The organism is Citrobacter sp. Cs237 (assembly GCF_030332325.1).
GTDB classification, from domain to species: domain Bacteria; phylum Pseudomonadota; class Gammaproteobacteria; order Enterobacterales; family Enterobacteriaceae; genus Citrobacter_A; species Citrobacter_A sedlakii.
In genome coordinates this window covers 85353-111200 of record NZ_JAOWIB010000032.1, presented here as the reverse complement: position 1 = coordinate 111200, position 25848 = coordinate 85353, and the positions used below count along the sequence as shown (strand labels likewise).

General features: G+C 54.5%; 21 protein-coding genes. 13 read left to right on the top strand and 8 right to left on the bottom strand.

Features of this window, described 5'->3' with window-relative positions:
* The first annotated feature begins 122 nt into the window (after positions 1-122).
* The 8 genes from rlmN (at position 123) to OGY07_RS00830 (ending at position 8803) form a co-directional block, all read left to right on the top strand.
* Complete coding sequence (gene rlmN, locus OGY07_RS00865; RefSeq protein WP_286598110.1) at positions 123-1289, top strand: dual-specificity RNA methyltransferase RlmN; 1167 nt, start codon at positions 123-125, stop codon at positions 1287-1289.
* Positions 1290-1577: 288 nt separating this feature from the next.
* Positions 1578-2585 (top strand): cytoskeleton protein RodZ, encoded by a 1008-nt coding sequence (gene rodZ / locus OGY07_RS00860; protein ID WP_286598108.1) that lies wholly within the window; start codon positions 1578-1580, stop codon positions 2583-2585.
* A gap of 26 nt (positions 2586-2611) precedes the next feature.
* Entirely contained in the window at positions 2612-3730 is a 1119-nt protein-coding gene (gene ispG / locus OGY07_RS00855) for a flavodoxin-dependent (E)-4-hydroxy-3-methylbut-2-enyl-diphosphate synthase (RefSeq protein ID WP_042291394.1), read from the top strand.
* Positions 3731-3840: 110 nt separating this feature from the next.
* Positions 3841-5115 (top strand): histidine--tRNA ligase, encoded by a 1275-nt coding sequence (gene hisS, locus OGY07_RS00850; protein WP_042291391.1) that lies wholly within the window; start codon positions 3841-3843, stop codon positions 5113-5115.
* Positions 5116-5128: 13 nt separating this feature from the next.
* Positions 5129-5749 (top strand): YfgM family protein, encoded by a 621-nt coding sequence (locus OGY07_RS00845; protein ID WP_042291388.1) that lies wholly within the window; start codon positions 5129-5131, stop codon positions 5747-5749.
* A gap of 10 nt (positions 5750-5759) precedes the next feature.
* On the top strand, positions 5760-6938 hold the full coding sequence (gene bamB / locus OGY07_RS00840; RefSeq protein WP_042291385.1) for an outer membrane protein assembly factor BamB: 1179 nt from the start codon (positions 5760-5762) through the stop codon (positions 6936-6938).
* A gap of 118 nt (positions 6939-7056) precedes the next feature.
* Complete coding sequence (der, locus tag OGY07_RS00835) at positions 7057-8529, top strand: ribosome biogenesis GTPase Der (protein WP_060570505.1); 1473 nt, start codon at positions 7057-7059, stop codon at positions 8527-8529.
* A gap of 52 nt (positions 8530-8581) precedes the next feature.
* Complete coding sequence (locus OGY07_RS00830) at positions 8582-8803, top strand: zinc ribbon domain-containing protein (RefSeq protein WP_042291379.1); 222 nt, start codon at positions 8582-8584, stop codon at positions 8801-8803.
* Here OGY07_RS00830 and OGY07_RS00825 read toward each other — a convergent pair.
* The 3 genes from OGY07_RS00825 to xseA all read right to left on the bottom strand — a co-directional run bounded on the left by OGY07_RS00825 (position 8800) and on the right by xseA (position 11606).
* The gene (locus tag OGY07_RS00825) at positions 8800-9150 is read right to left on the bottom strand and encodes a protealysin inhibitor emfourin (protein WP_042291377.1); all 351 of its coding nucleotides are present in this window, start codon (positions 9148-9150) and stop codon (positions 8800-8802) included. The genes OGY07_RS00830 and OGY07_RS00825 overlap by 4 nt on opposite strands.
* The gene (locus OGY07_RS00820) at positions 9150-10169 is read right to left on the bottom strand and encodes a M4 family metallopeptidase (RefSeq protein WP_286598102.1); all 1020 of its coding nucleotides are present in this window, start codon (positions 10167-10169) and stop codon (positions 9150-9152) included. The genes OGY07_RS00825 and OGY07_RS00820 overlap by 1 nt, the downstream gene beginning before the upstream one ends.
* A gap of 63 nt (positions 10170-10232) precedes the next feature.
* Positions 10233-11606 carry an exodeoxyribonuclease VII large subunit gene (xseA, locus tag OGY07_RS00815; protein ID WP_286598100.1) on the bottom strand — a complete coding sequence of 458 codons (1374 nt, stop codon included), beginning with the start codon at positions 11604-11606 and terminating at the stop codon, positions 10233-10235.
* 160 nt (positions 11607-11766) lie between these two features.
* On the opposite strand from xseA, the gene guaB reads away from it, so the two are divergent.
* The 3 genes from guaB (at position 11767) to OGY07_RS00800 (ending at position 15502) form a co-directional block, all read left to right on the top strand.
* Positions 11767-13233 carry an IMP dehydrogenase gene (guaB, locus tag OGY07_RS00810; protein ID WP_042291368.1) on the top strand — a complete coding sequence of 489 codons (1467 nt, stop codon included), beginning with the start codon at positions 11767-11769 and terminating at the stop codon, positions 13231-13233.
* A 60-nt stretch (positions 13234-13293) separates the two neighbouring features.
* Positions 13294-14871, top strand: coding sequence for a glutamine-hydrolyzing GMP synthase (gene guaA / locus OGY07_RS00805; RefSeq protein WP_042291366.1), 1578 nt, complete (start codon positions 13294-13296; stop codon positions 14869-14871).
* Between the two features lie 220 nt (positions 14872-15091).
* A complete protein-coding gene (locus OGY07_RS00800) occupies positions 15092-15502 on the top strand; it encodes an ASCH domain-containing protein (RefSeq protein WP_042290940.1) in 411 nt (136 codons plus the stop codon).
* 237 nt (positions 15503-15739) lie between these two features.
* Here the strand turns inward: OGY07_RS00800 and OGY07_RS00795 are convergent, their stop codons facing one another.
* Positions 15740-15931 (bottom strand): YfgG family protein, encoded by a 192-nt coding sequence (locus OGY07_RS00795; protein ID WP_042290938.1) that lies wholly within the window; start codon positions 15929-15931, stop codon positions 15740-15742.
* A gap of 346 nt (positions 15932-16277) precedes the next feature.
* Between OGY07_RS00795 and OGY07_RS00790 the strand changes: the two genes are divergently transcribed.
* The gene (locus tag OGY07_RS00790; RefSeq protein ID WP_286598094.1) at positions 16278-18518 is read left to right on the top strand and encodes a bifunctional diguanylate cyclase/phosphodiesterase; all 2241 of its coding nucleotides are present in this window, start codon (positions 16278-16280) and stop codon (positions 18516-18518) included.
* Positions 18519-18525: 7 nt separating this feature from the next.
* On the opposite strand, the gene ppx is transcribed toward OGY07_RS00790, so the two are convergent.
* The 4 genes from ppx to purM form a co-directional block, all read right to left on the bottom strand.
* Positions 18526-20067: an exopolyphosphatase gene (gene ppx, locus OGY07_RS00785; RefSeq protein ID WP_286598092.1), complete on the bottom strand. Its 1542-nt coding sequence runs from the start codon at positions 20065-20067 to the stop codon at positions 18526-18528.
* 4 nt (positions 20068-20071) lie between these two features.
* Positions 20072-22138, bottom strand: a complete 2067-nt coding sequence (gene ppk1, locus OGY07_RS00780; protein ID WP_042290933.1) for a polyphosphate kinase 1 — start codon at positions 22136-22138, stop codon at positions 20072-20074.
* Positions 22139-22355: 217 nt separating this feature from the next.
* A complete protein-coding gene (gene purN / locus OGY07_RS00775) occupies positions 22356-22994 on the bottom strand; it encodes a phosphoribosylglycinamide formyltransferase (protein ID WP_042290932.1) in 639 nt (212 codons plus the stop codon).
* Entirely contained in the window at positions 22994-24031 is a 1038-nt protein-coding gene (purM, locus tag OGY07_RS00770; RefSeq protein ID WP_060570601.1) for a phosphoribosylformylglycinamidine cyclo-ligase, read from the bottom strand. The genes purN and purM overlap by 1 nt, the downstream gene beginning before the upstream one ends.
* A gap of 265 nt (positions 24032-24296) precedes the next feature.
* On the opposite strand from purM, the gene OGY07_RS00765 reads away from it, so the two are divergent.
* On the top strand, positions 24297-25727 hold the full coding sequence (locus OGY07_RS00765) for a 6-phospho-beta-glucosidase (protein WP_286598087.1): 1431 nt from the start codon (positions 24297-24299) through the stop codon (positions 25725-25727).
* Positions 25728-25848: the final 121 nt, after the last annotated feature.

Sequence of the window (25848 nt, the reverse complement as noted above, 5' to 3'; positions counted from 1 at the left end):
CGTGGCATCCTTGCGCCAGAATTTGTACAATGCAGCGCCCCAGGACGAGCACCGCTCACCGGGGCGCTTCTTTTTCAACCCTCCAGGGGCCATAACGTGTAATAACGAGGCCGGAATAGAATATGTCTGAACACATTGTCACGCCTGAAAGCATCACCCCGGTAGTTCCCAATAAAGATGGAAAAATCAACCTGTTGGATCTCAACCGCCAGCAGATGCGGGAGTTTTTTAAAGAGTTAGGTGAAAAACCCTTCCGCGCCGATCAGGTGATGAAGTGGATGTATCACTATTGCTGCGACAACTTTGATGAGATGACCGACATCAACAAAGTTCTGCGCGGTAAGCTGAAAGAGGTGGCGGAAATCCGCGCGCCGGAAGTGGTTGAAGAACAGCGCTCCTCCGACGGCACCATCAAATGGGCGATTGCCGTCGGCGATCAGCGCGTTGAAACGGTATACATCCCGGAAGACGACCGCGCCACGCTGTGCGTCTCTTCTCAGGTAGGCTGTGCGCTGGAATGTAAATTCTGCTCAACGGCCCAGCAGGGATTTAACCGTAACCTGCGCGTTTCTGAAATCATCGGCCAGGTGTGGCGTGCGGCGAAAATCGTTGGCGCGGCGAAAGTCACCGGCCAGCGTCCGATCACTAACGTGGTGATGATGGGGATGGGCGAACCGTTGCTCAACCTGACCAACGTGGTTCCGGCGATGGAAATCATGCTGGATGATTTTGGCTTTGGCTTGTCCAAACGTCGCGTCACGTTGTCCACTTCCGGCGTCGTGCCTGCGCTGGACAAATTAGGCGACATGATCGATGTCGCGCTGGCGATCTCGTTGCACGCGCCGAACAATGAAATTCGAGACGAAATTGTCCCTATCAACAAGAAATACAATATCGAAACGTTCCTCGCCGCGGTGCGCCGCTATCTGGAGAAATCCAACGCTAACCAGGGGCGCGTGACCATCGAATATGTCATGCTCGATCACGTCAATGACGGAACCGAGCACGCGCATCAGTTGGCGGAGTTGCTGAAAGATACGCCATGTAAGATCAACCTGATCCCCTGGAACCCGTTCCCGGGCGCGCCGTATGGCCGCAGCTCCAATAGCCGCATCGATCGTTTCTCGAAAGTGCTTATGGGTTACGGGTTTACCACCATTGTGCGTAAAACCCGCGGCGATGATATCGACGCCGCCTGCGGTCAACTGGCCGGGGATGTTATCGATCGGACCAAGCGTACCCTGCGTAAACGTATGCAGGGCGAGGCTATCGACGTGAAAGCGATCTGATAAATATTGCGTCACTGCCCGTTTTATGTGCAGTGACGCAATGTTATTTGAATGAGGGCCGCGCTTGTACTCGTCTGGTCAATAATAACGGTGCGTTTTTGTCGACTTTAAGGCAGTATGTACGGTGCAACAATAGTTTAGCCCTCTGGCTTGAGCTGTTTTTGTTAAGAGTGACCTGACAGGCTTATACTGTCTGACTAAGGTTAACTGACCAGATGTTTCGCGGTGTGGGTGGGCATTGTGACTCGCCGGCGCCTGAATCCAAATTTACACCAGCAGCTGTAGCGAATGAATACTGAAGCCACTCACGACCAACATGAAGCACAATCCACTGGCGTTCGTCTGCGTAATGCCCGTGAACAACTCGGACTCAGCCAGCAGGCTGTCGCTGAGCGACTTTGCCTGAAGGTGTCTACCGTACGTGATATCGAAGAAGATAAGGCCCCGGCCGATCTTGCTTCGACCTTCCTGCGCGGGTACATCCGCTCCTATGCGCGTCTGGTGCATATCCCTGAAGAAGAGCTGCTGCCTGGCCTGGAAAAACAGGCGCCTGTCCGTGCGGCGAAAGTGGCGCCGATGCAGAGCTTCTCATTAGGTAAACGGCGCAAAAAGCGCGACGGCTGGTTGATGACGTTTACCTGGCTGGTGCTGTTTGTGGTCGTCGGCCTGACGGGCGCCTGGTGGTGGCAAAACCATAAGGCGCAGCAGGAGGAGATCACGACGATGGCCGATCAGTCCGCTGCTGAGCTGAACGCAAATGGCGCAACGACGCAGAGCGTGCCGCTGGATACCAGCGCCGCAGCAAGTCAGGATAATACTCCTGCGTCGACCGGTCCGGCGGAAACCGCGCAAACGCCAGCGCCAACCACAACGGCGCCAGCGGTTGACCCGCAGCAGAACGCCGTTGTGTCGCCTTCTCAGGCTAACGTGGATACCGCCACGACGTCTCCGGCCACCCCTGCGCCACAGTCCGCGACGGACGGTACAGCAACGCTGCCAACCGATCCGGCAGGCACGGCGGCACCTGCTGTCGACCCAAACGCGCTGGTGATGAACTTCACCGCCGACTGCTGGCTGGAAGTGACCGATGCGACCGGCAAAAAGCTGTTCAGCGGTATGCAGCGTAAAGATGGCAATTTAAACCTAACCGGGCAGGCGCCTTATAAGCTTAAAATTGGCGCTCCGGCGGCGGTGCAGATCCAGTATCAAGGAAAACCTGTCGATCTGAGCCGTTTTATCAGAACTAACCAGGTTGCGCGTCTGACCCTCAATGCCGAACAATCACCGGCGCAGTAACAGACGGGTAACGCGGGAGATTTTTCATGCATAACCAGGCTCCAATTCAACGTAGAAAATCAACGCGTATTTACGTTGGGAATGTGCCGATTGGCGATGGCGCCCCCATCGCCGTACAGTCGATGACCAATACGCGGACCACGGACGTGGAAGCGACGGTTAACCAGATAAAAGCGCTGGAACGCGTTGGCGCAGATATTGTTCGCGTCTCCGTCCCCACCATGGATGCCGCAGAAGCCTTTAAGCTCATCAAACAGCAGGTTTCTGTTCCGCTGGTGGCCGACATTCACTTTGACTACCGTATCGCGCTGAAAGTGGCGGAATATGGTGTGGACTGTCTGCGTATCAACCCTGGCAATATCGGTAATGAAGAGCGTATCCGCATGGTGGTGGATTGCGCGCGCGACAAAAATATCCCGATCCGCATCGGTGTTAACGCCGGGTCGCTGGAAAAAGATCTGCAGGAAAAATATGGCGAACCGACGCCGCAGGCGCTGCTGGAATCGGCAATGCGCCATGTCGATCATCTCGATCGTCTCAATTTCGATCAGTTTAAAGTCAGCGTGAAAGCCTCCGATGTCTTCCTCGCCGTTGAGTCTTATCGCCTGTTAGCGCGTCAGATCGCTCAGCCGCTGCACTTAGGCATCACCGAAGCCGGCGGCGCACGCAGCGGCGCGGTGAAATCCGCGATCGGCCTCGGGCTGCTGCTGTCTGAAGGGATCGGCGACACCCTGCGCGTCTCGCTGGCAGCCGATCCGGTGGAAGAGATCAAAGTCGGTTTTGATATTCTCAAATCACTGCGTATTCGCTCACGCGGCATCAATTTTATTGCCTGCCCGACCTGTTCGCGCCAGGAGTTCGACGTGATCGGTACGGTGAACGCGCTGGAGCAGCGGCTGGAAGATATCATCACCCCGATGGACGTTTCTATCATTGGCTGTGTGGTCAACGGGCCGGGTGAAGCGCTGGTCTCCACGCTGGGCGTGACGGGCGGCAACAAGAAAAGTGGTCTCTATGAAGATGGCGTTCGTAAAGATCGTCTGGATAATAACGACATGATTGACCAGCTTGAAGCCCGCATTCGCGCCAAAGCGACAATGCTCGACGAAGCGCAGCGCATCAACGTGCAGCAGGTTGAAAAATAATAACGTGATGGGAAGCGCGTAGCTTCCCGTGTATGATTGAACCCGCATGGCTCCCGTCTCGTTCGGGAAAGCGCTGAGGGTTCATTTTTATATTCAGAAAGAGAATAAACGTGGCAAAAAACATTCAAGCCATTCGCGGCATGAACGATTATCTGCCTGGCGAAACCGCCATCTGGCAGCGCATTGAAGGCACACTCAAAAACGTGCTCGGTAGCTACGGTTACAGTGAAATCCGCCTGCCGATTGTAGAGCAGACCCCGTTATTCAAACGCGCGATTGGTGAAGTTACTGACGTCGTTGAAAAAGAGATGTATACCTTCGAGGACCGCAATGGCGATAGCCTGACCCTGCGTCCTGAAGGAACGGCAGGCTGTGTACGCGCCGGCATCGAGCATGGTCTTCTGTACAATCAGGAACAACGTCTGTGGTACATCGGACCAATGTTTCGCCACGAGCGTCCGCAGAAAGGGCGCTATCGCCAGTTCCACCAGTTGGGCGTCGAAGCCTTTGGCCTGCAGGGGCCGGACATTGACGCTGAGCTGATCATGCTGACAGCACGCTGGTGGCGTGCGCTGGGGATCGCCGGGCACGTTAACCTGGAGCTGAACTCTATTGGTTCTCTGGCGGCGCGCGCCAGTTATCGCGATGCGCTGGTCGCCTTCCTGGAACAGCACGTTGAGAAGCTTGACGAAGACTGCAAACGTCGTATGTACAGCAACCCGCTGCGCGTTCTGGACTCCAAAAATCCGGACGTACAGGCGCTGCTTAACGATGCGCCGCAGCTTGGCGACTATCTCGACGACGATTCCCGCGAACATTTTGCCGGCCTGTGTAAACTGCTGGAAGCCGCGGGCATTGGCTATACCGTTAATCAGCGTCTGGTTCGCGGCCTTGACTACTACAACCGTACCGTTTTTGAATGGGTGACCAGCAGCCTGGGTTCCCAGGGCACCGTTTGCGCTGGCGGCCGCTATGACGGACTGGTGGAACAGCTTGGTGGCCGGGCGACCCCGGCGGTGGGCTTCGCAATGGGGCTTGAGCGCCTTGTTTTACTTGTTCAGGCGGTGAATCCGGAATTTACTGCCGATCCTGTTGTCGATATATACCTGGTGGCTTCAGGCGCGGATACGCAGTCTGCGGCAATGACGCTGGCGGAACGTTTACGGGATGACCTCCCGGGCGTGAAGCTGATGACAAACCACGGCGGCGGCAACTTTAAGAAACAGTTTGCCCGCGCTGATAAGTGGGGCGCCCGCATTGCGCTGGTGCTTGGCGAGTCCGAAGTGGCTGCCGGTACTGTCGTTGTGAAAGATTTGCGCTCCGGTGAGCAAACGGCGGTTGCACAGGATAGCGTTGCAACGCATTTGCGCACGTTAATGGCTTAAGGAGAAGGACTGCGTGGAAATTTACGAGAACGAAAACGACCAGGTTGACGCGATTAAACGCTTCTTTGCCGAAAACGGCAAAGCCCTGGCGGTTGGGGTGATTTTAGGGGTTGGCGCGCTGATTGGCTGGCGCTACTGGACCAGTCACCAGACTGAATCCGCACGCTCTGCTTCTCAGGCTTATCAGACCGTCGTGAGCTCGCTCAGCGCGGATAACGCAGAAAACCTGTCTGCGGCGGAAAAATTTGCTGCTGAGAATAAAAACACCTACGGCGCGTTAGCGTCGATGGAGCTGGCGCAACAGTTTGTCGACCAGAATCAACTTGATAAAGCCGTGTCCCAGCTACAGCAGGGACTGGCGGCCACCAGTGACGAAAATCTTAAAGCGGTTATCTCACTGCGTCTGGCTCGCGTTCAGGTACAGCTTAAACAGGCTGACACTGCGCTGCAAACCCTCGACACCGTAAAAGGTGAAGGCTGGGCGGCGATTGTTGCCGATCTGCGTGGCGAAGCGTTGCTGAGCAAAGGCGACAAGAAAGGTGCGCGTAGTGCATGGGAAGCAGGCGTAAACAGCAAAGCCTCCCCGGCACTGAGCGAAATGTTGCAGATGAAAATCAATAATTTGTCCATCTGAGAGGGACCCGATGCAATTGCGTAAATTACTTCTGCCAGGACTGCTGTCCGTTACCCTGTTGAGCGGCTGTTCACTGTTTAGCGGCGAAGAAGACGTTGTTAAAATGTCCCCATTACCGGTGGTTGAGAACCAGTTTACCCCGTCTACCGTCTGGAGCACCTCTGTGGGCAACGGGATCGGTGATTTCTATTCCAACCTCCATCCTGCGCTGGCAGATAACGTGGTTTACGCCGCCGATCGTGCGGGCGTGGTGAAAGCGTTAAATGCCGACGACGGCAAAGAGATCTGGTCGGTTAACCTCAACGAGAAAGATGGCTGGTTCTCCCGCGCGCCTGCGCTGCTGTCTGGCGGCGTGACGGTGTCTGGCGGTCATGTTTACCTGGGCAGTGAAAAAGCCCAGGTATATGCCCTGAACACCGCGGACGGTACCGTTGCGTGGCAGACCAAAGTCGCGGGCGAAGCGCTGTCGCGTCCGGTGGTCAGCGACGGCCTGGTGCTGATTCATACCAGTAACGGCCAGCTGCAGGCGCTGAACGAAGCGGATGGCGCGATCAAGTGGACCGTCAACCTTGATATGCCTTCTCTGTCTCTGCGCGGCGAGTCTGCGCCAGCGACGGCCTTCGGCGCGGCGATTGTCGGCGGCGATAACGGTCGCGTAAGCGCCGTGCTGATGCAGCAGGGCCAGATGATTTGGCAGCAGCGTATTTCTCAGGCGACGGGCTCTACAGAAATCGACCGTCTCAGCGATGTCGATACCACGCCAGTTATCGTTGACGGTATCGTCTATGCGCTGGCGTATAATGGTAACCTGACGGCGCTGGATCTGCGCAGCGGTCAGATCATGTGGAAACGTGAACTGGGGTCAGTGAACGATTTCATCGTTGACGGCAACCGTATTTATCTGGTGGATCAGAATGACCGCATACTGGCGTTGACCACCGACGGCGGCGTAACCCTGTGGACACAGAGCGATCTGCTGCACCGTCTGCTGACCTCTCCGGTGCTGTACAATGGCAATCTGGTGGTGGGCGACAGCGAAGGTTACCTGCACTGGCTCAACGTTGAAGATGGCCGCTTTGTGGCACAGCAGGAAGTTGACAGCTCCGGCTTCCAGACCGAACCGGTGTCTGCCGACGGCAAACTGCTGATCCAGGCGAAAGACGGTACCGTGTACGCGATTACACGTTAATCGTTCCGGTCGTGCGCGTTAAAAAACGGCTCCTGGTGCAGGGGCCGTTTTCCTGTTTTTAACAACGGCGCAAAAATCGCGTCTGTTGTCTGATGATTTATAAAATGAGGCTTTAAACATGGTACCTGTGGTCGCGCTTGTCGGGCGCCCTAACGTCGGAAAATCCACGTTATTTAACCGTCTAACCCGTACCCGGGATGCGCTGGTTGCGGATTTCCCGGGTCTGACTCGTGACCGTAAGTACGGTCGTGCGGAAATTGATGGTCGCGAGTTTATCTGTATTGATACTGGCGGTATTGACGGGACGGAAGACGGTGTAGAAACCCGTATGGCGGAACAGTCCCTGCTGGCGATTGAAGAAGCGGACGTTGTACTGTTTATGGTGGACGCCCGCGCGGGCCTGATGCCTGCTGACGAAGCCATCGCTCAGCATCTGCGTTCCCGTGAAAAACCGACCTTCCTCGTCGCCAACAAAACCGACGGCCTCGATCCGGACCAGGCGGTTGTGGATTTCTACTCCCTGGGGCTGGGGGAAATTCACCCGATCGCCGCGTCTCATGGTCGTGGCGTTCTCAGCCTGCTGGAGCACGTTCTGCTGCCGTGGATGGACGATGTCGCGCCGCAGGAAGAGGTGGATGAAGACGCCGAATACTGGGCGCAGTATGACGCCGACGAGAACGGGGAAGAAGAGCCGGCAGATGATTTTAACCCGCAGGATCTGCCGATCAAGCTGGCGATAGTCGGACGACCGAACGTGGGTAAGTCTACGCTTACTAACCGCATTCTGGGTGAGGACCGCGTGGTAGTCTACGACATGCCCGGCACCACGCGCGACAGCATTTATATTCCCATGCAGCGTGACGAGCGTGAATATGTGCTGATTGATACCGCAGGGGTGCGTAAGCGCGGCAAGATTACCGACGCGGTGGAAAAGTTCTCGGTAATCAAGACGCTGCAGGCGATAGAAGACGCTAACGTGGTGCTGCTGGTGATTGATGCCCGCGAAGGGATTTCCGATCAGGACCTGTCGCTGCTGGGGTTCATCCTTAATAGTGGGCGCTCACTTGTTATTGTGGTGAACAAGTGGGATGGCCTGACGCAGGAAGTGAAAGAGCAGGTGAAAGAGACGCTGGACTTCCGTCTGGGCTTTATCGACTTTGCCCGCGTACACTTTATCTCCGCACTACACGGCAGCGGGGTCGGCAACCTGTTTGAATCCGTACGTGAGGCCTATGACAGCTCCACCCGTCGCGTCAGCACCGCGATGCTAACCCGCATCATGACGATGGCGGTGGAAGATCACCAGCCGCCGTTGGTGCGTGGCCGCCGCGTGAAGCTGAAATACGCCCACGCCGGTGGTTACAACCCGCCAATCGTGGTGATTCACGGCAACCAGGTTAAAGACCTGCCGGACTCTTACAAGCGTTATCTGATGAACTACTTCCGTAAGTCGCTGGAAGTGATGGGGACACCGATTCGTATCCAGTTCAAAGAAGGGGAAAACCCGTATGCGAATAAGCGTAATACGCTGACCCCGACGCAGATGCGCAAGCGTAAGCGCCTGATTAAACATATCAAGAAAAGTAAGTAATCACTTAAGCCCTCTCTCAGGAGAGGGCACACATCCAGATAGGGAGACTGCTATGGAACTTCGTTGTCCAGACTGCCAAAATCCGCTGGAACGTAACGGTGAGACTGCGCATTGTGCGACGTGCAATGTCGATTATGCCCTTGCGGCGCTGTGCCCGGACTGCCATAAGCCGCTACAGATCTTAAAAGCCTGTGGCGCGGTGGATTACTTTTGCCAGAATGGCCATGGCCTGATTTCAAAAAAACGCGTTGAGTTTGCCCTGACGCGAACTTAATCGCACACGCAATCCTCTCCTTTTTGCCAAAGCTCAACGAGCGAAGCGGGCGCGTCATTTTCCGGCACCAGCACGATGATATCGGCGTATCCCGCCTGATCGTGCCGGGTCCAGACGATCTGAATACGAAAATAGCGCTGATCGCCTCGCCCCGGCGAATCCGCCTGACCCGGCGGCGTGCCGACGGACAGGCTTTGCCGCAGGATGTCGGCAACGCGCTGACGCTGGGCCTCAGACAAGGTGGAAAGGGCAATTTTGCGCTGTTGACTCAGCTTCGGGATAAACGCGACGCCGCCTTCGCGTGCCAGTTCCACAACGGCGTCATCGGTGAGTTCAGGGATATCCATTACATCACTCCTGTGGCTTTCCAGGCGTCCTCAATGGCCTGCGCCGTTTCTTTACCGCTACGTTTTTCGCCGTGATGAATGGTTAAACGCGCGAAATCAATGAAGTCGGCATCCTGCGCCAGTTGGCGATCGCACACTGTATCGTACCAGGCATAGCCAGCCTTCTCCCATGCGTAACCGCCGAGCGCCGTTGCGGCGAGGTAAAACGCCCGGTTAGGAATGCCGGAATTAAGGTGCACGCCGCCGTTGTCCTCACGCGTTTTGATAAAATCGCGCATATGACCGGGCTGTGGATCTTTGCCAAGCAGCGGATCGTCATAGGCGGTACCCGGTGCCGACATTGAGCGTAATCCCTTGCCGTTGATACCTTCCGCCAGCAGCCCTTCGCCGATGAGCCAGTCGGCCTGCTCCGCGGTTTGCCCCAGATGGTATTGCTTTACCAGCGCGCCAAACACGTCAGATAGCGATTCATTGAGCGCGCCCGCCTGCTCAAAGTAGATCAGTCCGGCTTCGGATTCCGTGATCCCATGCGCCAGTTCGTGCGCCACCACGTCAATGGCAATCGTGAAACGGTTAAAAATCTCGCCATCGCCGTCGCCAAACACCATCTGCTGCCCGTTCCAGAAGGCGTTCTGGTACTCGCGTCCGTAATGAACCGTGCCGGTGAGAATTAACCCTTTGTTATCCAACGAGTCGCGCTGCCAGTTTTTCCAGAAAAAGTCATGGGTTATGCCGAGATAATCATAGGCTTCATCTACCGCCACGTCGCCATTCGAAGGATGCCCCTCATAACGGACCTGCGTGCCGGGTAGTTCCTGGGTCTGCTTCGCATCGTAAATGTCGCGTTCCAGTTGGCCAGCCTGACTGACGTGCGGCGCGGCGGGCTTGCCCGGCATATGCGCCATCAGGGTCTGCACGTGGCTCAGCGTTTGTCGTGCGCACCGCTGCTGCGGTTCAGAACCTGTTTCGATAATGCGACGCAGGATATAAGGCGGGATGACGCTGTAAAAGTGGGGCATGCTGTTCTCCTGAATTCTGGCAAGGCCGAATAAATAAGGAATAACAGCAGTATAGTGTGAAAATTAAACGCTTTTACGCTGGCGGGATTTTTTTACCGTTTTGACGGCTTTCACCTCGCTTTCCACCCAGCCATCGGTGACCCGGGTGGTCAGCAGATCGCCAGCCTTCACCTGTTTAGTGTGTTTCAGCACATTGCCGTCGGCGCTGCTGGTCACGCTGTAGCCGCGTGCCAGAGTGGAGAGCGGACTGACGGCTTCCAGATGAGTGACCGCATTGCCGAAGCGTTCACGCGTTAGGCTCAGGCGCGCGCGTATTGTATCCGCCAGACGATATTCCAGTTGCTGAACACGGCTTTGCGCCCGGTGAATGCGCGGCTGAGGATTTTGGTGATTGAGGCGCTGTAATAAGCGGAATTGCTGCTGGCTGGAACGCTTAAGCTGGCTGTCAATCGCGATATTCATCCGCTGTTGTAATCGTTCCAGCGCCGACTGCTGACGCGCCAGTCGCAGCTGCGGATGCTGCTGTTGCAGACGATGATGCAACTGTGTAAAGCGACGGCTGCGGTTTGCGAGAAAATAGTCCATCGCCATGCCAAGGCGCTGCTGGGCAGACTGAAGCTGGCGCACCAGCTCCTGCTGGTTGCGGCTGACCATTTCAGCGGCTGCTGAAGGGGTCGGCGCGCGCAGATCGCCGACAAAATCGGCAATCGTCACGTCCGTTTCGTGTCCGACGGCGCTCACTACCGGAATGCGACTGGCGAAGATTGCCCGCGCCACCCGTTCATCATTGAAGCTCCATAAATCTTCCAGTGAACCGCCGCCGCGTCCGACAATCAGCACGTCACACTCGTTACGCATGTTCGCCAGTTCGATGGCGCGCACGATTTGCCCTGGCGCATCGTCACCCTGTACGGCGGTCGGATAAATAATGACCGGGAGTGACGGATCGCGGCGTTTGAGCACGTGGAGAATATCATGCAGCGCAGCGCCGGTTTTCGAGGTGATCACCCCGACGCAGCGGGCAGGGGAGGGAAGCGGTTTTTTAAACTGCTGGTCGAACAAACCTTCTGCCGAAAGCGTGGCTTTTAGCTGTTCGAATTTTTGCTGGAGCAGACCTTCACCCGCGGGCTGCATGCTCTCGACGATAATCTGGTAATCGCCGCGCGGCTCGTAGAGGGTGATATTGGCGCGCACCAGCACCTGCTGCCCGTGTTGCGGGCGGAAAGTTACCCGGCGGTTGCTGTTGCGAAACATCGCACAGCGCACCTGGGCGGCGTCATCTTTCAGGGTGAAATACCAGTGGCCTGACGCGGGCTGGGAGAAATTCGAAATTTCGCCGCTGATCCAGACCTGTCCCATCTCTTGTTCCAACAGCAGACGAACCGTCTGATTAAGGCGGCTTACGGTAAAAATGGCGGAAGTCTGAGAGGATAACATGTGAGCGGGATCAAATTCTAAATCAGCAGGTTATTCAGTCGATAGTAACCCGCTTACCGGGGATCGCAAGGTTTTTTTGCAAAAAAGTGTAGATGCAATCGGTTACGCTCTGTATAATGCCACGGCAATATTTATCCACCCCAGGTCAGAGATATTGCCCATGCTACGTATCGCTAAAGAAGCTTTGACGTTTGACGACGTCCTCCTCGTTCCCGCTCACTCCACCGTTCTGCCGAATACTGCCGATCTCAGCACGCAGTTGACGAAAACCATTCGTCTGAACATTCCTATGCTCTCCGCAGCAATGGATACCGTGACTGAAGCGCGCCTTGCAATCGCTCTGGCTCAGGAAGGCGGCATTGGTTTTATCCACAAAAACATGTCTATCGAGCGCCAGGCGGAAGAAGTCCGTCGCGTGAAGAAACATGAATCTGGCGTGGTTACCGACCCGCAGACCGTTCTGCCCACGACCACCCTGCGCGAAGTTAAAGAACTGACCGAACGCAATGGTTTCGCAGGCTACCCGGTTGTGACCGAAGACAACGAACTGGTCGGCATCATTACGGGCCGCGACGTGCGTTTTGTGACGGACCTGAGCCAGCCGGTGAGCGTCTATATGACCCCGAAAGAGCGTCTGGTTACCGTGCGTGAAGGTGAAGCGCGTGATGTCGTGCTGGCAAAAATGCACGAAAAGCGCGTCGAGAAAGCGCTGGTTGTTGATGACAGCTTCCACCTGCTCGGCATGATCACCGTTAAAGATTTCCAGAAAGCAGAACGTAAACCGAATTCCTGTAAAGACGAGCACGGTCGCCTGCGCGTCGGCGCAGCGGTTGGCGCGGGGGCGGGCAACGAAGAACGCGTTGATGCGCTGGTTGCTGCGGGTGTTGACGTCCTGTTGATCGACTCCTCTCATGGCCACTCCGAAGGCGTACTGCAGCGTATCCGCGAAACCCGCGCGAAGTACCCGGATCTGCAAATCATCGGCGGCAACGTGGCGACTGGCGCAGGCGCGCGCGCCCTCGCTGACGCTGGCGTAAGCGCGGTGAAAGTGGGGATTGGCCCAGGCTCTATCTGCACCACCCGTATCGTAACCGGCGTGGGGGTTCCGCAGATCACCGCCGTATCTGACGCTGTAGAAGCGCTGGAAGGCACCGGCATTCCGGTTATCGCCGACGGCGGTATCCGTTTCTCTGGCGATATCGCGAAAGCCATTGCCGCAGGCGCAAGCGCGGTGATGGTCGGCTCTATGCTGGCCGGTACCGAGGAATCTCCGGGCGAAATTGAACTGTACCAGGGCCGTTCTTATAAATCCTACCGCGGAATGGGCTCGCTGGGCGCAATGTCTAAAGGCTCTTCTGACCGTTACTTCCAGAGCGATAACGCCGCCGACAAACTGGTGCCGGAAGGTATCGAAGGCCGCGTTGCCTATAAAGGCCGTCTGAAAGAGATCATTCACCAGCAGATGGGCGGCCTGCGCTCCTGTATGGGACTGACGGGCTGTGGTACTATTGACGCATTGCGTACTAAGGCGGAATTCGTCCGTATCAGCGGTGCGGGTATTCAGGAAAGTCACGTTCATGACGTGACCATCACCAAAGAGTCCCCGAACTACCGTCTGGGCTCCTGATAAGTTTACGCGCCCTGACGGGCGCTTTTTTTGGTTTCATTTGCCTCGGAATTAGCGTCAATGACAGACAATATTCACAAGCATCGCATTCTCATCCTTGATTTCGGATCGCAGTACACTCAGTTGGTTGCGCGTCGCGTACGTGAACTCGGCGTGTACTGCGAACTGTGGGCTTGGGATGTAACTGAAGCACAGATTCGCGAGTTTAATCCTAGCGGTATCATTCTTTCCGGCGGCCCTGAAAGCACCACCGAAGAAAACAGTCCGCGCGCGCCGCAGTACGTTTTTGAAGCGGGCGTACCGGTATTTGGCGTTTGCTACGGCATGCAGACCATGGCGATGCAGCTGGGCGGTCATGTAGAAGGCTCCAGCGAGCGCGAGTTTGGCTACGCCCAGGTTGAAGTGGTTAGCGACAGCGCGCTGGTGCGTGGTATCGAAGACTCCTTGACCGCCGACGGCAAGCCGCTGCTCGACGTCTGGATGAGCCACGGCGATAAAGTCACCGCTATCCCGTCTGACTTTGTGACCGTTGCCAGCACCGAAAGCTGCCCGTTCGCCATCATGGCGAATGAGGAAAAACGTTTCTACGGCGTGCAGTTCCACCCGGAAGTGACGCACACCCGTCAAGGGATGCGTATGCTGGAGCGCTTCGTGCGCGATATCTGCCAGTGTGAAGCGCTGTGGACGCCGGCAAAAATCATCGACGACGCGGTTGAGCGTATCCGTCAGCAGGTCGGTGATGACAAAGTGATCCTCGGTCTGTCCGGTGGGGTTGACTCCTCCGTCACCGCGATGCTGCTGCACCGTGCGATCGGCAAAAACCTGACCTGCGTCTTTGTCGATAACGGTTTGCTGCGTCTGAATGAAGCGCAGCAGGTGATGGATATGTTCGGCGACCATTTCGGTCTGAACATCGTTCATGTTCCGGCGGAAGACCGCTTCCTCAGCGCGCTGGCGGGTGAAAACGATCCGGAAGCAAAACGTAAGATCATTGGCCGCGTTTTCGTGGAGGTGTTCGACGAAGAAGCGCTGAAGCTGGAAGAGGTGAAATGGCTTGCTCAGGGCACTATCTACCCGGACGTCATCGAGTCTGCTGCTTCAGCAACCGGTAAGGCGCACGTCATCAAATCTCACCATAACGTCGGCGGTCTGCCAAAAGAGATGAAGATGGGTCTGGTTGAACCGCTGAAAGAGCTGTTCAAAGACGAAGTACGCAAGATTGGTCTGGAGCTGGGTCTGCCGTACGACATGCTTTACCGTCACCCGTTCCCGGGGCCAGGTCTGGGCGTGCGCGTGCTGGGCGAAGTGAAGAAAGAGTATTGCGATCTGCTGCGTCGTGCGGACGCGATCTTCATCGAGGAACTGCACAAAGCTGACCTGTACAACAAGGTAAGCCAGGCGTTCACCGTGTTCCTGCCGGTTCGTTCGGTTGGCGTGATGGGCGACGGTCGTAAATACGACTGGGTTGTCTCTCTGCGTGCGGTTGAAACCATCGACTTTATGACCGCGCACTGGGCGCACCTGCCGTATGACTTCTTAGGCCGCGTGTCTAACCGCATCATCAATGAAGTGAACGGCATTTCCCGCGTGGTGTATGACATCAGCGGTAAGCCCCCCGCTACCATTGAGTGGGAATGATGAACCGCTAACTTATAGCTAATCATTTCTGTTCGAATATTAATTCAACCCTCTGTTTTTACAGAGGGTTTTTTATTTTTATCTATTCGCATTTACAATGACTGCTTAGCGCGAAAAATGGGCCACAATATTTGAAGAAAGACATCATTGTTATTGACGGGACAGCTTATGATGAAACCGGTATAACGTTTCTTTTCATCGACAATTCAAAAGGGCTTTTATGGTTGCGGTTGAGGAACTCAAAGCGAAATATCCAGGCGCAGAGGCCTGGCAAATGGGCGATAGCCCGAAACTTGCCAGCGAGCTTGCGGACCTGATTAAAAAAGGAATCAAAACGGCTTCCTGTGGATCGTTTGCCTCTTACCTGCAGGGAGAGTCTGCCCCGAGAATTGGAAGCTATAATATTATCCTTGATGGTCAGAATGTCCCGATCTGCGTGACCAGGCTGCTTTCAATGCGACTGGTGCGTTTTTGTGACGTGACTGAGGCTTTTGCTCGCAAAGAAGGGGAAGGCGATTTAAGCCTTCAATACTGGCAGAAAGAGCATCAGCGATTTTTCACCCGCGAAGGTCACTTTTCTGAAGATATGGAGTTGATCGCAGAAGAATTTGAAGTGGTTGAGGTGTTGTAAAATGTGAGGGTCCGGCAGGCGTTTGGCGGTAATACCGGGACTTACGCCAGCGCTCTTCCTTCCGAACTATCCGTTCAGATGCCGGTTCAGCGGCTGTTTACGCGTCTGATCATGGCCTGATAATTCTGATGCGTGTTATACGGCAATAATACGAATCTCGTGAGCATGCTCATCCGCTGCTATTAACGGTTAGCGATACTGCGGCATGTGGTCGGTATCTTATCGCGCTGAGAAACCTTAACGCTGTGCGGGCGTTTCGACAGAGAGGCTGGACTGTTGAACGTCTTTTTTGTCCTGATGATGATGCCAGGCGCCAATAGAAGAGTAGACAAAGCGTCCAAAGAAGAAGAGAAAACTGATAAGCAGTACGATACGGGTCATGCGACTGTTAAATCGATGTCGTTTTCGCATACTGGTAGCCTGACTCACAAAAGGTTCCTTAAGAGATGCCCCTGCGGGCGATAAGCACATTAAGGCATACTGCGCCGCAATGGTCAATTCATGACGTTGTAAAAATGCGTTAGCTTGTTCATGGGTGGTTGTTATGGAAGTTAATAATCTTATTTACATTAATAATATATAAATGATAACACGCCGGAATAAAGGTAATAATTAATTAATGGCGGTGAAATTATTTGATGTATGTCAAAATTTGCTTTCCGCTGGCAACTAAAATCGTTGTCTCACGTGATGATCTTTTCATCGCCTTTTTGCGGTCAGGGGGGATGCCTGTCTGATAAAACCCATCGGGAGTCGGGGTTTCTGCTGAGCATCTATGAGACTGAATAAAAATTATATTGCAATCAGAGATAAGTGGTGGGGGCTTCCTCTGGTTTTGCCGTGTTTAATGCTGCCATTAGTGAGCCACGTCAATACTTATGCGCATATGGCTTCCGGGGATGTGGTGCTTTTATATCTTCCGTTAGCATTAATGATGAGCATGATGCACTTTTTCAGTTGGGCGGCATTACCAGGAATTATTCTTGCCATCTTTTTACGCAAATATCCGCAGGTGGGGCTGGCTGAAACGCTACCGGTAATCGCCCATTTCCTCATCGCTATCGTCCTCAGTTGGGGCGGCTATCGCGTCTTTAATCCGCGTCGGAATTGCGTCTCACACGGCGAGCCGCGACTGGTGTTCCAGCGAATTTTCTGGCAGGTATTTTGCTCCGCTACGCTGTTTCTTGTGCTTTTTCAGTTTGCGGCGTTTGTCGGAATGTATGAAAGCCGACTGAATCTGATGGGCGTCACCCCGTTTAACATCAATGCATTAATTAACTATCAGGGGATCCTGGTCGGAAATTTAATTGGCGTCCCGTTTTTCTATTTTCTCCTTCGCGTGATTCGTAACCCGCTTCATTTACGCGGCTATTATTCCCAGTTAAAACTGCAGTTTGATGCAAAAGCCTCGAAGAAAGAGGTCGCCTTATGGTTATTAATCCTCGTTGTATTAATGACCTTGTTATGTATGCCCCTGAATGTTAATAGCTCAATATTCAGCACAAATTATACAATGTCATTATTACTGCCGGTTATGCTCTGGGGCGCGATGCGCTATGGCTATCGCTTCATCTCTCTGCTTTGGGCGCCCGTGCTGATTATTGCGATTCATAATTACCAGAGCTATACCCCCTATTATTCTGGTTATGATGTCCAACTGGCGATCACGTCGTCGAGCTTTCTGGTTTTTTCATTTATCGTCAATTACATGGCGGTATTGGCCACGCGTCAGCGGGTTGTCAACAGCCGCGCGCGCAGGCTGGCTTTCCTCGATCCCGTTGTTCATCTGCCCAATCTCCGCGCGCTCAATCGCGCCCTGAAAAATGCCCCATGGTCCGCGCTCTGTTTTCTGCATGTTCCTGAGCTCGAAGTGCTGGTGAAGAATTATGGCATTATGCTGCGGATTCAGTATAAGCAGCAGCTTTCACACTGGATAAATGAAAAGCTGTCGCCGGATGAAAACGTCTACCAAATGTCTGGCCCGGACCTGCTGCTGCGCTTAAACACCGAATCACACCAGCAGCGTATTGATCTCCTGGACGAGCACATCAAACGGTTTCGCTTTATCTGGGACGGTATGACCTTCCAGCCGCAGGTGGGCATGAGCTACTGCTACGTGCGGTCTCCGGTGAACCATATTTATCTGCTGCTTGGCGAACTTAGTACCATTGCTGAACTGTCGATTATGACCAACACGCCGGAGAATCTGGAGCGTCGTGGAGCTGTGAATTTGCAGCGCAATGTGAAAGATAAAGTGGCGATGATGAATCGCCTGCAGCACGCGCTCGAACACGATCGCTTCTGCCTGATGGCGCAACCTATCGAAGGCCTGCGTGGCGATGTCTACCATGAGATCCTGCTGCGGTTGAAAGACAGTGACAGTGGATTGATCTCGCCAGAGGTATTTTTGCCCGTTGCGCATGAGTTCGGTCTGGCCTCGCGAATCGATCTCTGGGTCATCGAACATACCTTACGCTTTATGGCCGATAATCGTGCAGAGATGCCCGCGCGCCGTTTTGCCCTGAATCTTTCGGCTCCGTCAATTTGTCGGGCGAAGTTTTCACTGGAAGTCAGCAAGCTACTGAGCAAATACCAGATCGAGGCGTGGCAGTTGATCTTCGAAGTCACCGAAAGCTACGCGCTGCTGAATGCCGAGCAGGCGCAGGTAACGCTGCATAATCTGCAACAGCTGGGCTGTCAAATTGCGATTGACGATTTCGGTACCGGCTATGCCAGCTATGCCCGGCTGAAAAATATCAGCGCCAACATTTTAAAAATTGACGGGAGTTTTATCCGCAATATGGTATCGAACAGCCTCGACTACCAGATTGTGGCTTCTATCTGCCATCTGGCGCGCATGAAGAAAATGCAGGTGGTGGCGGAATTTGTTGAAAGCGAGGAGATCCGCAGCGCGGTCGCCTCGTTGGGTATTGACTATATGCAGGGATATTTAATCGGCGAACCCCAACCGCTAAGGGACATACTGAAAGCGCAGGTGCCGGTTACCGGCACCTGAGCGGTCTTCAGGCGGCGATTTCCGGTGAACGTTCTTCCTCTATTTTCAGACGCCAGCCGGTGACCGCTTCCCAGTATTGCTGCTCTTTTTCCAGATCGAGCAGCACCAGCGCGTTCTGGCTGAACCAGTCATAAGGAAAACGGAGCGTCCAGTGGCTGTCGTCCGTGATGAGCGTCAGCGTCGGGGGCGTAGTCGTGGCCTGGCGCTGATTGTTCAGCAGAACGCCAAGGCGCAGCAACTGGATTAGCGGCAGGTATTGCTTCTTCTTGAACAGCGTAAAGCGCGGCAGATCGTCCAGCTTGATCGCTTTGCGGTGATAGCGAACCAGCGTCGCCATCATGGTTTGCTGCTCCTGATTAAAGCCGGGTAAATCACTGTTTTGCAGAATATACGCTGAATGGCGATGCAGGCCGCTGTGATTGATATTCAGGCCTACCTCGTGCAGCATCGCGGCCCATCTCAGCAGCGCTTCCAACTGCGGATGGGCCAGTTTTGGCTGCTGCGCCTGCCACTGATCGTACATCTGTATGGTGGTATCCAGTACGCGTCTGGCCTGATCGCTGTCAATATTGTACTGATTCGCCAGGCTACTGGCGGTACGGCTACGGACGTCCTGGTGGCGAAAGCGGCCTTCCATTTCGTACAGGACGCCTTCACGCAGCGCGCCGTCGGAGAGGCGAAGCTCGCGGATGGCCAGCGCATCAAAGACACCGCAAAGAATCGCCAGACCCGGCACAAACACCGCTTTTCGCTCCTCGGATAAGCCCGGCAAGCTCAGGGCGTCAAAATTGCGATAGTGCAGTATCTCTGTCACCAGACGGTCCAGACGTTCCGGGGTAATAAAACCGTCTTTTTCCCCCAACTCCAGCAGCACTTCATGTGCGGCTTTAATGGTGCCGGAGGCGCCCAGCGCGACGTTCCAGCCCTGAATGCGAAACTGCCAGGTTAAGGTTTCGAGCTTTTGCGCCGCCGCCATTCTGGCGCGCTGGAAGTTTTCCGGGTTGATCGCGCCGCCGGGAAAATAAAGCTGCGCAAAGCTGACGCACCCCATACGACGGCTTTCAACCAGCTTTGGCTCGAAGTTTTCGCCGATCACCAGTTCCGTTGAGCCGCCGCCGATGTCGATCACCAGCTTACGCCCCTTTTCGGGCTGCGTGTGCTCAACGCCCATAAAAATCAGGCGCGCTTCTTCGTTACCGGAGATGATCTCAATAGGGTAGGGGATAACCTTTTCCGCACGCTTGAGAAAGTCAGTGGCGTTCAACGCCTGACGCAGCGTGTGCGTCCCCACAATACAGACGCTGGAGGGCGAAAACCCCTGCAGACGTTCGGCAAACAGCGACAGACAGCTTAGCCCGCGCTCCATGGCTTCTTCACTCAGCCGGTTATCCGGGCCGAGGCCGTCAGCCAGATGGACACGCTGCTTCAGACGGCCAATTATCTGCATTGCGCCATCCACCACGCGGGCAATGACCATGTGAAAACTGTTTGAGCCGAGGTCGACTGCCGCAAACTCCTGCGGTCGTGGGGACTTATCATGTATTGGCATAGCGTTAGTCTGGTTGCTCGAGTGATTTGATGTAGTCATAAATCGCCAGTTGCGCCTGTACTTTGCGGCGATTCCCGCGCGGCACGTAGCGATTACTCAGTTCTTTGTCGATATAGCGGGCTTTTACCGTGTCGCTGAACAGGATGTCAATAATATCCAGTACCCGTTGCTTCAGGCGTGGATCAAGCAGCGGCGTCGCTACCTCAATGCGGTAGTCGATATTACGCGTCATCCAGTCCGCGGAGGACAGATACACCTGCTTATTGCCGCCATTTTCAAAGATGTAAACACGGTCATGTTCCAGATAGCGGTCAACAATGCTGATGACGCGAATATTATCGCTGATGCCTGGAAGATAAGGAATCAGCGAACACATTCCGCGAACCAGCAGATTTACCGTCACGCCGGAACTGGACGCCGCATACAGGCGGTCAACCAGCCCTTTGTCGACCAAATTATTCAGCTTCAGGGTGATGCCGGAAGGGCGTCCCTGCTGAGCGTTGGCGATTTCACGGTCAATCATTTCATACAGCAGGCGACGCGAGTTCTGTGGCGAAACCAGCAAATAATCAAACGTTACCGGACGGTACGGGTTCTCAATAAAGTTAAACACCCGGCGCACTTCGTTGGTGATCCGCGCATCGGCGGTCAGCAGCGAATAGTCGGTATACAGGCGCGCGGTTTTTTCGTTGAAGTTACCGGTGCCGATATGCGCGTAGCGCACCACGTCGTCGCCTTCTTTACGCGAAATAAGAAACAGCTTGGCGTGAATTTTTAAGCCCGGCGCGGAGAAGATCACATGTACGCCCGCTTCCGTCAGGCGCTTCGCCCAATGAATGTTGGCTTCTTCATCAAAGCGCGCCTGTAGCTCCACCACCACCGTGACTTTTTTGCCGTTGTGGGCAGCATGGATCATCGAGTCGATAATCCGTGAATCTTTCGCCACGCGATAGATGTTAATTTTGATGGCCAGTACGCTCGGGTCGAAGGAGGCCTGACGCAACAGCTCCAGAACGTGCTCAAAGGTGTGATATGGGTAGTAGAGCAGCACATCGCGTTCACGGATGGCGTCAAAGCCATTACGAAACTTCTCATTATCAAACCAGATATGGCGCAGGCGCGGCAGCGGTTTATTCACCAGATTCGCTTTGCCGACATTCGGGAAGTTAATGAAATCTTTGAAGTTGTGGTAACGCCCTCCGGGCACGATGGAGTCATAACGCGAGATGGTCAGTTTTTCCCGCAGCACTTCGACCAGCGCGTTGGGCATGTCGCGCTGATAAACAAAACGCACCGGTTCAGCGGTCAAACGCTGTTTGAGGCTGGAGGACATCAGCTCCATCAGGCTGGATTCCATCTCGTGCACCAGATCGTATTCGGCGTCGCGGGTCATCTTCATCGAATAAGCGTTCAGGGCGTCGTAATCAAAAAAGCCTTTGAAGATGTCATCCAGGCAGTAGCGCAGAATGTTGTCCAGCAGGATCATCGGTTTGCGGCGTCGCGGGGCTTCCGGCGGCAGGTTGACGAAGCGTGGCACTTTGTCCGATGGAATTTCCAGCAGCGCGTAGCGTATCGAATCACCACGAATGATCTCCACCGCGAGGTAGGTGTAATCATCTTTCAGAAACTGAACGAGATCCGTTTCGCGGTTGATCAAAATGGGGGTGATATGCTGGCGCAGGTATTGTTTAAAGTAGTGGCGCAGCCAGCTTTGCTGATTCACTGACAGTTGGCGTTCGTTAATCAGGAAGATCTGGTTGCGCGCCATCTCCAGCAACAGTTCGTTATAAAGACCATCAAATTCCTGATCGGCTTTTAACACGCGGGACTGGATCTTGCCTAACAGATGGCGAGAATGCGAATTTGAACCCTGTTCTTCGCTAATGATAATGCGGCGCTTCAACTCGGCGAAACGCACTTTATAGAACTCATCAAGGTTATTGGAATAGATGCCTAAGAAACGCATCCTTTCGATTAGCGGGTTAGATTTATCCGCCGCTTCCTGGAGCACGCGTTCGTTAAACGCTAACCAGCTCAGCTCTTTCTCGATGTATAGCTTTTCCTGACCCATTAATACTTATACTCCGTTTGATTCACGGGACACGACCTGATCATTATGGCGAGCAATGCTCTCAGATGTCCAACTGTGCCAGAAAAGTATGACAATAAACTGTTTGATAACATAAAGGCGGGAAGAAAAGTAGGTCGGAGAGGGTATTTTGCCGCTATCCGGCGAACGGACGCGTCAGGGCCAGAAGACGGCGCTTCTGGCCTGTGAAGGGACCGAATTAATCGTCAGCCGCATAGCCCTGCGGCGGCAAACGTTGACCATCCAGCCACGCGGCGTTGTCATGCATCTTCAGACGGCCTTCGACGAACCAGCTCACAACCAGGGGATAAATGGCATGTTCCTGGGCCTGAACGCGCGCGGTGATTTCGTCTTCGTCGTCTCCCTCAAAGACGGGCACTTTCGCCTGTAAAATGACCGGACCGCCATCAAGCTCATCGGTGACAAAGTGCACCGACGTGCCGTGTTCCTCGTCGCCATTTTCCAGCGCCTGGCGGTGGGTATGCAGGCCGGGATATTTGGGCAACAGGGAAGGGTGAATATTCAGCAGGCGTCCGTGATAATGAGCGACAAAGGCTGGGCTAAGAATGCGCATAAAACCGGCCAGCACCACCACATCAGGCGCATACGCGTCGATCTCAAGGGTCAGCTCCCGGTCAAACGCTTCACGGCTGGCGAACTGATCGGCCGTCAGCGTATGCACAGGAATGTTCGCTTTTCTGGCGCGTTCAAGGCCGAACGCATCGGCCTTGTTGCTGAATACTGCGCGAAGGGTGCCGTTGATTTTCTTCTCTTTGCAGGCATCAATGATCGCCTGCAAATTGCTTCCGTTGCCGGAAATAAGCACCACAATATTCATTATTCAATAACCACACGCTGTTCGGAATCAGAAGCGTTGATGATACCGATTTTCCACGCGTTTTCACCCTTTGCTTTCAGCAATGCCAGCGCATTGTCCACTTCGCTTGCCGGAAGGGCGATCACCATACCGACGCCGCAGTTAAAGGTACGGTACATTTCGTGCTGGCTAACATTACCGGCGTTTTGCAACCAGTTGAACACGGCAGGCCACTGCCATGAAGATTCGTCGATCACCGCCTGAGTGTTGTCCGGCAGGACGCGTGGAATATTTTCCCAGAAACCGCCGCCGGTGAGGTGGGCGATGGCGTGCACGTCGACGTTCTCGATCAGCGCCAGGATCGATTTCACGTAGATTCGGGTCGGCGCAAGCAGATGATCGGCCAGCGGCTTACCGTCAAGCTCGGTGGTTTCCGGGTCGCAGCCGCTAACCTCAACGATTTTGCGCACCAGCGAGTAGCCGTTTGAGTGCGGGCCGCTGGATCCCAGCGCAATCAGCACATCGCCGTCGGCAACTTTAGAACCGTCGATGATTTCTGATTTTTCCACCACCCCGACGCAGAAGCCCGCGACGTCATAGTCTTCACCGTGGTACATCCCTGGCATTTCAGCGGTTTCCCCTCCGACCAGCGCGCAGCCGGACTGCAGACAACCTTCCGCAATGCCCTGAATGACGCTGGCTGCGGTGTCCACATCCAGTTTCCCGGTAGCGTAATAGTCGAGGAAAAACAGCGGCTCAGCGCCCTGAACCACCAGGTCGTTCACGCACATCGCCACCAGGTCAATCCCGATGGTGTCGTGACGCTTAAGATCCATTGCCAGACGCAGTTTGGTCCCTACGCCGTCAGTGCCGGAAACCAGTACCGGTTCACGATATTTTTGCGGCAACGCGCACAGCGCACCGAAGCCACCCAGACCCCCCATCACTTCCGGGCGGCGGGTTTTCTTCACTACGCCTTTGATTCGATCGACCAGAGCATTGCCCGCGTCAATATCAACACCGGCATCTTTGTAGCTAAGAGAGGTTTTATCGGTCACTGCCTGGTTCCCCACGTTATTTCTTGCGGTAAAAGGAAAAATTCGGCGCAATTCTAACAGGGAAAGCAAACGTTTGCGAGCCTGCGTTGCATCCGATTTTATGTGTTGATTTTTGCTGCGAATTTCTCGTACGGCGCCGTTTTTATGACCTGCGCCACGAAAATGAAACCGGGTACATTTCGTTGCTTGAATGCGCCGCTAAGTTTGCTCAGTATCGTACTGAAACCGGTTTCTGTTTTGCTAATGCGAATTAACGAGGGGATCTATGTCGGGATTTAAAGCGAATTTCATGTGGGGTGGGGCGGTCGCGGCGCATCAACTGGAGGGCGGCTGGCAGGAAGGCGGAAAGGGAATCAGCGTGGCCGATGTGATGACCGCGGGCGCGCACGGCGTCGCGCGGGAAATCACCGACGGCGTGCTGCCAGGCAAAAATTATCCCAATCACCACGCCATTGACTTTTACCACCGCTACAAAGAGGACATAAAACTGTTCGCGGAAATGGGCTTCAGGTGTTTCCGCACGTCCATTGCCTGGACACGTATTTTTCCGCAGGGAGACGAAACCCAGCCCAATGAAGCGGGGTTGCAATTTTATGACGACCTCTTTGACGAGTGTCTGAAATACGGCATTGAACCGGTGATCACCTTGTCGCATTTCGAGATGCCGTACCATCTGGTGACGGAATACGGCGGCTGGCGCAACCGTAAGCTCATCGACTTTTTCGTGCGCTTTGCGAAGGTAGCGTTTACGCGCTATCAGCATAAAGTGAAATACTGGATGACGTTTAACGAGATTAACAACCAGGCGAATTATCATGAAGACTTCGCGCCGTTTACTAACTCCGGGTTGAAATACCAGCCGGGCGAAGATCGCGAACCGATAATGTACCAGGCGGCGCACTACGAGTTGGTCGCCAGTGCGCTGGCGGTGAAAGCCGCCCGCGAAATCAACCCGGCGCTACAGGTCGGCTGCATGATCGCCATGTGCCCCATATACCCGCTGACCTGTGCGCCGGACGACATGATGATGGCGATGAACGCCATGCACCGCCGCTACTGGTTTACCGACGTCCACGTACGCGGTAAATACCCGCAGCACATCCTTAACTATTTCGAACGCCGCGGCTTCGCGCTGGATATCACCGACGCCGATCGCGCCGCGTTGTCTGAGGGCTGCGTTGATTACATTGGCTTTAGCTATTACATGTCGTTTACCACCAAAGCGACGGAGGATAATCCACAGCTTGACTATGACGAAACGAAGCATTTGGTCGCCAACCCCTACGTGCAGAAGTCGGACTGGGGGTGGCAGATCGATCCCGTCGGCCTGCGCTATTCGTTGAACTGGTTCTGGGACCACTATCAGCTGCCGCTGTTTATCGTTGAGAACGGCTTCGGCGCCATTGACGTTCAGCAGCCTGACGGATCGGTGGACGACAGTTACCGTATTGACTACCTGGCCGCGCACATCCGCGAAATGAAAAAAGCGGTGGTGGAGGATGGCGTGGATCTGATGGGGTACACGCCATGGGGATGCATCGATCTGGTTTCCGCTGGCACGGGAGAAATGAAAAAACGCTATGGCTTCATCTACGTCGACAAAAATAATGACGGGAGCGGCACATTGGCCCGGCAGCCTAAAAAATCTTTCGCCTGGTATCAGCAGGTGATTAAAAGCAACGGTGAAACGCTCTGATTTCAGCGACTTGACCCGCCGCCCCGCGCAGAATGTGGGGCGTGTTTTATACTCATCAGCCAAAGGTAAATAACTTTGCTTGATCCAGGTCATGCATACGTTATGTTGCGCCCAGGAGGAA

Excerpts from the sequence above, each read along its gene's own strand:
- rlmN (WP_286598110.1), top strand. The coding sequence starts at position 123 with ATGTCTGAACACATTGTCACGCCTGAAAGCATCACCCCGGTAGTTCCC.
- rodZ (WP_286598108.1), top strand. The coding sequence starts at position 1,578 with ATGAATACTGAAGCCACTCACGACCAACATGAAGCACAATCCACTGGC.
- ispG (WP_042291394.1), top strand. The coding sequence starts at position 2,612 with ATGCATAACCAGGCTCCAATTCAACGTAGAAAATCAACGCGTATTTAC.
- bamB (WP_042291385.1), top strand. The coding sequence starts at position 5,760 with ATGCAATTGCGTAAATTACTTCTGCCAGGACTGCTGTCCGTTACCCTG.
- der (WP_060570505.1), top strand. The coding sequence starts at position 7,057 with ATGGTACCTGTGGTCGCGCTTGTCGGGCGCCCTAACGTCGGAAAATCC.
- OGY07_RS00830 (WP_042291379.1), top strand. The coding sequence starts at position 8,582 with ATGGAACTTCGTTGTCCAGACTGCCAAAATCCGCTGGAACGTAACGGT.
- OGY07_RS00825 (WP_042291377.1), bottom strand. The coding sequence starts at position 9,150 with ATGGATATCCCTGAACTCACCGATGACGCCGTTGTGGAACTGGCACGC.
- OGY07_RS00820 (WP_286598102.1), bottom strand. The coding sequence starts at position 10,169 with ATGCCCCACTTTTACAGCGTCATCCCGCCTTATATCCTGCGTCGCATT.
- xseA (WP_286598100.1), bottom strand. The coding sequence starts at position 11,606 with ATGTTATCCTCTCAGACTTCCGCCATTTTTACCGTAAGCCGCCTTAAT.
- guaB (WP_042291368.1), top strand. The coding sequence starts at position 11,767 with ATGCTACGTATCGCTAAAGAAGCTTTGACGTTTGACGACGTCCTCCTC.
- guaA (WP_042291366.1), top strand. The coding sequence starts at position 13,294 with ATGACAGACAATATTCACAAGCATCGCATTCTCATCCTTGATTTCGGA.
- OGY07_RS00800 (WP_042290940.1), top strand. The coding sequence starts at position 15,092 with ATGGTTGCGGTTGAGGAACTCAAAGCGAAATATCCAGGCGCAGAGGCC.
- OGY07_RS00790 (WP_286598094.1), top strand. The coding sequence starts at position 16,278 with ATGAGACTGAATAAAAATTATATTGCAATCAGAGATAAGTGGTGGGGG.
- ppx (WP_286598092.1), bottom strand. The coding sequence starts at position 20,067 with ATGCCAATACATGATAAGTCCCCACGACCGCAGGAGTTTGCGGCAGTC.
- ppk1 (WP_042290933.1), bottom strand. The coding sequence starts at position 22,138 with ATGGGTCAGGAAAAGCTATACATCGAGAAAGAGCTGAGCTGGTTAGCG.
- purN (WP_042290932.1), bottom strand. The coding sequence starts at position 22,994 with ATGAATATTGTGGTGCTTATTTCCGGCAACGGAAGCAATTTGCAGGCG.
- OGY07_RS00765 (WP_286598087.1), top strand. The coding sequence starts at position 24,297 with ATGTCGGGATTTAAAGCGAATTTCATGTGGGGTGGGGCGGTCGCGGCG.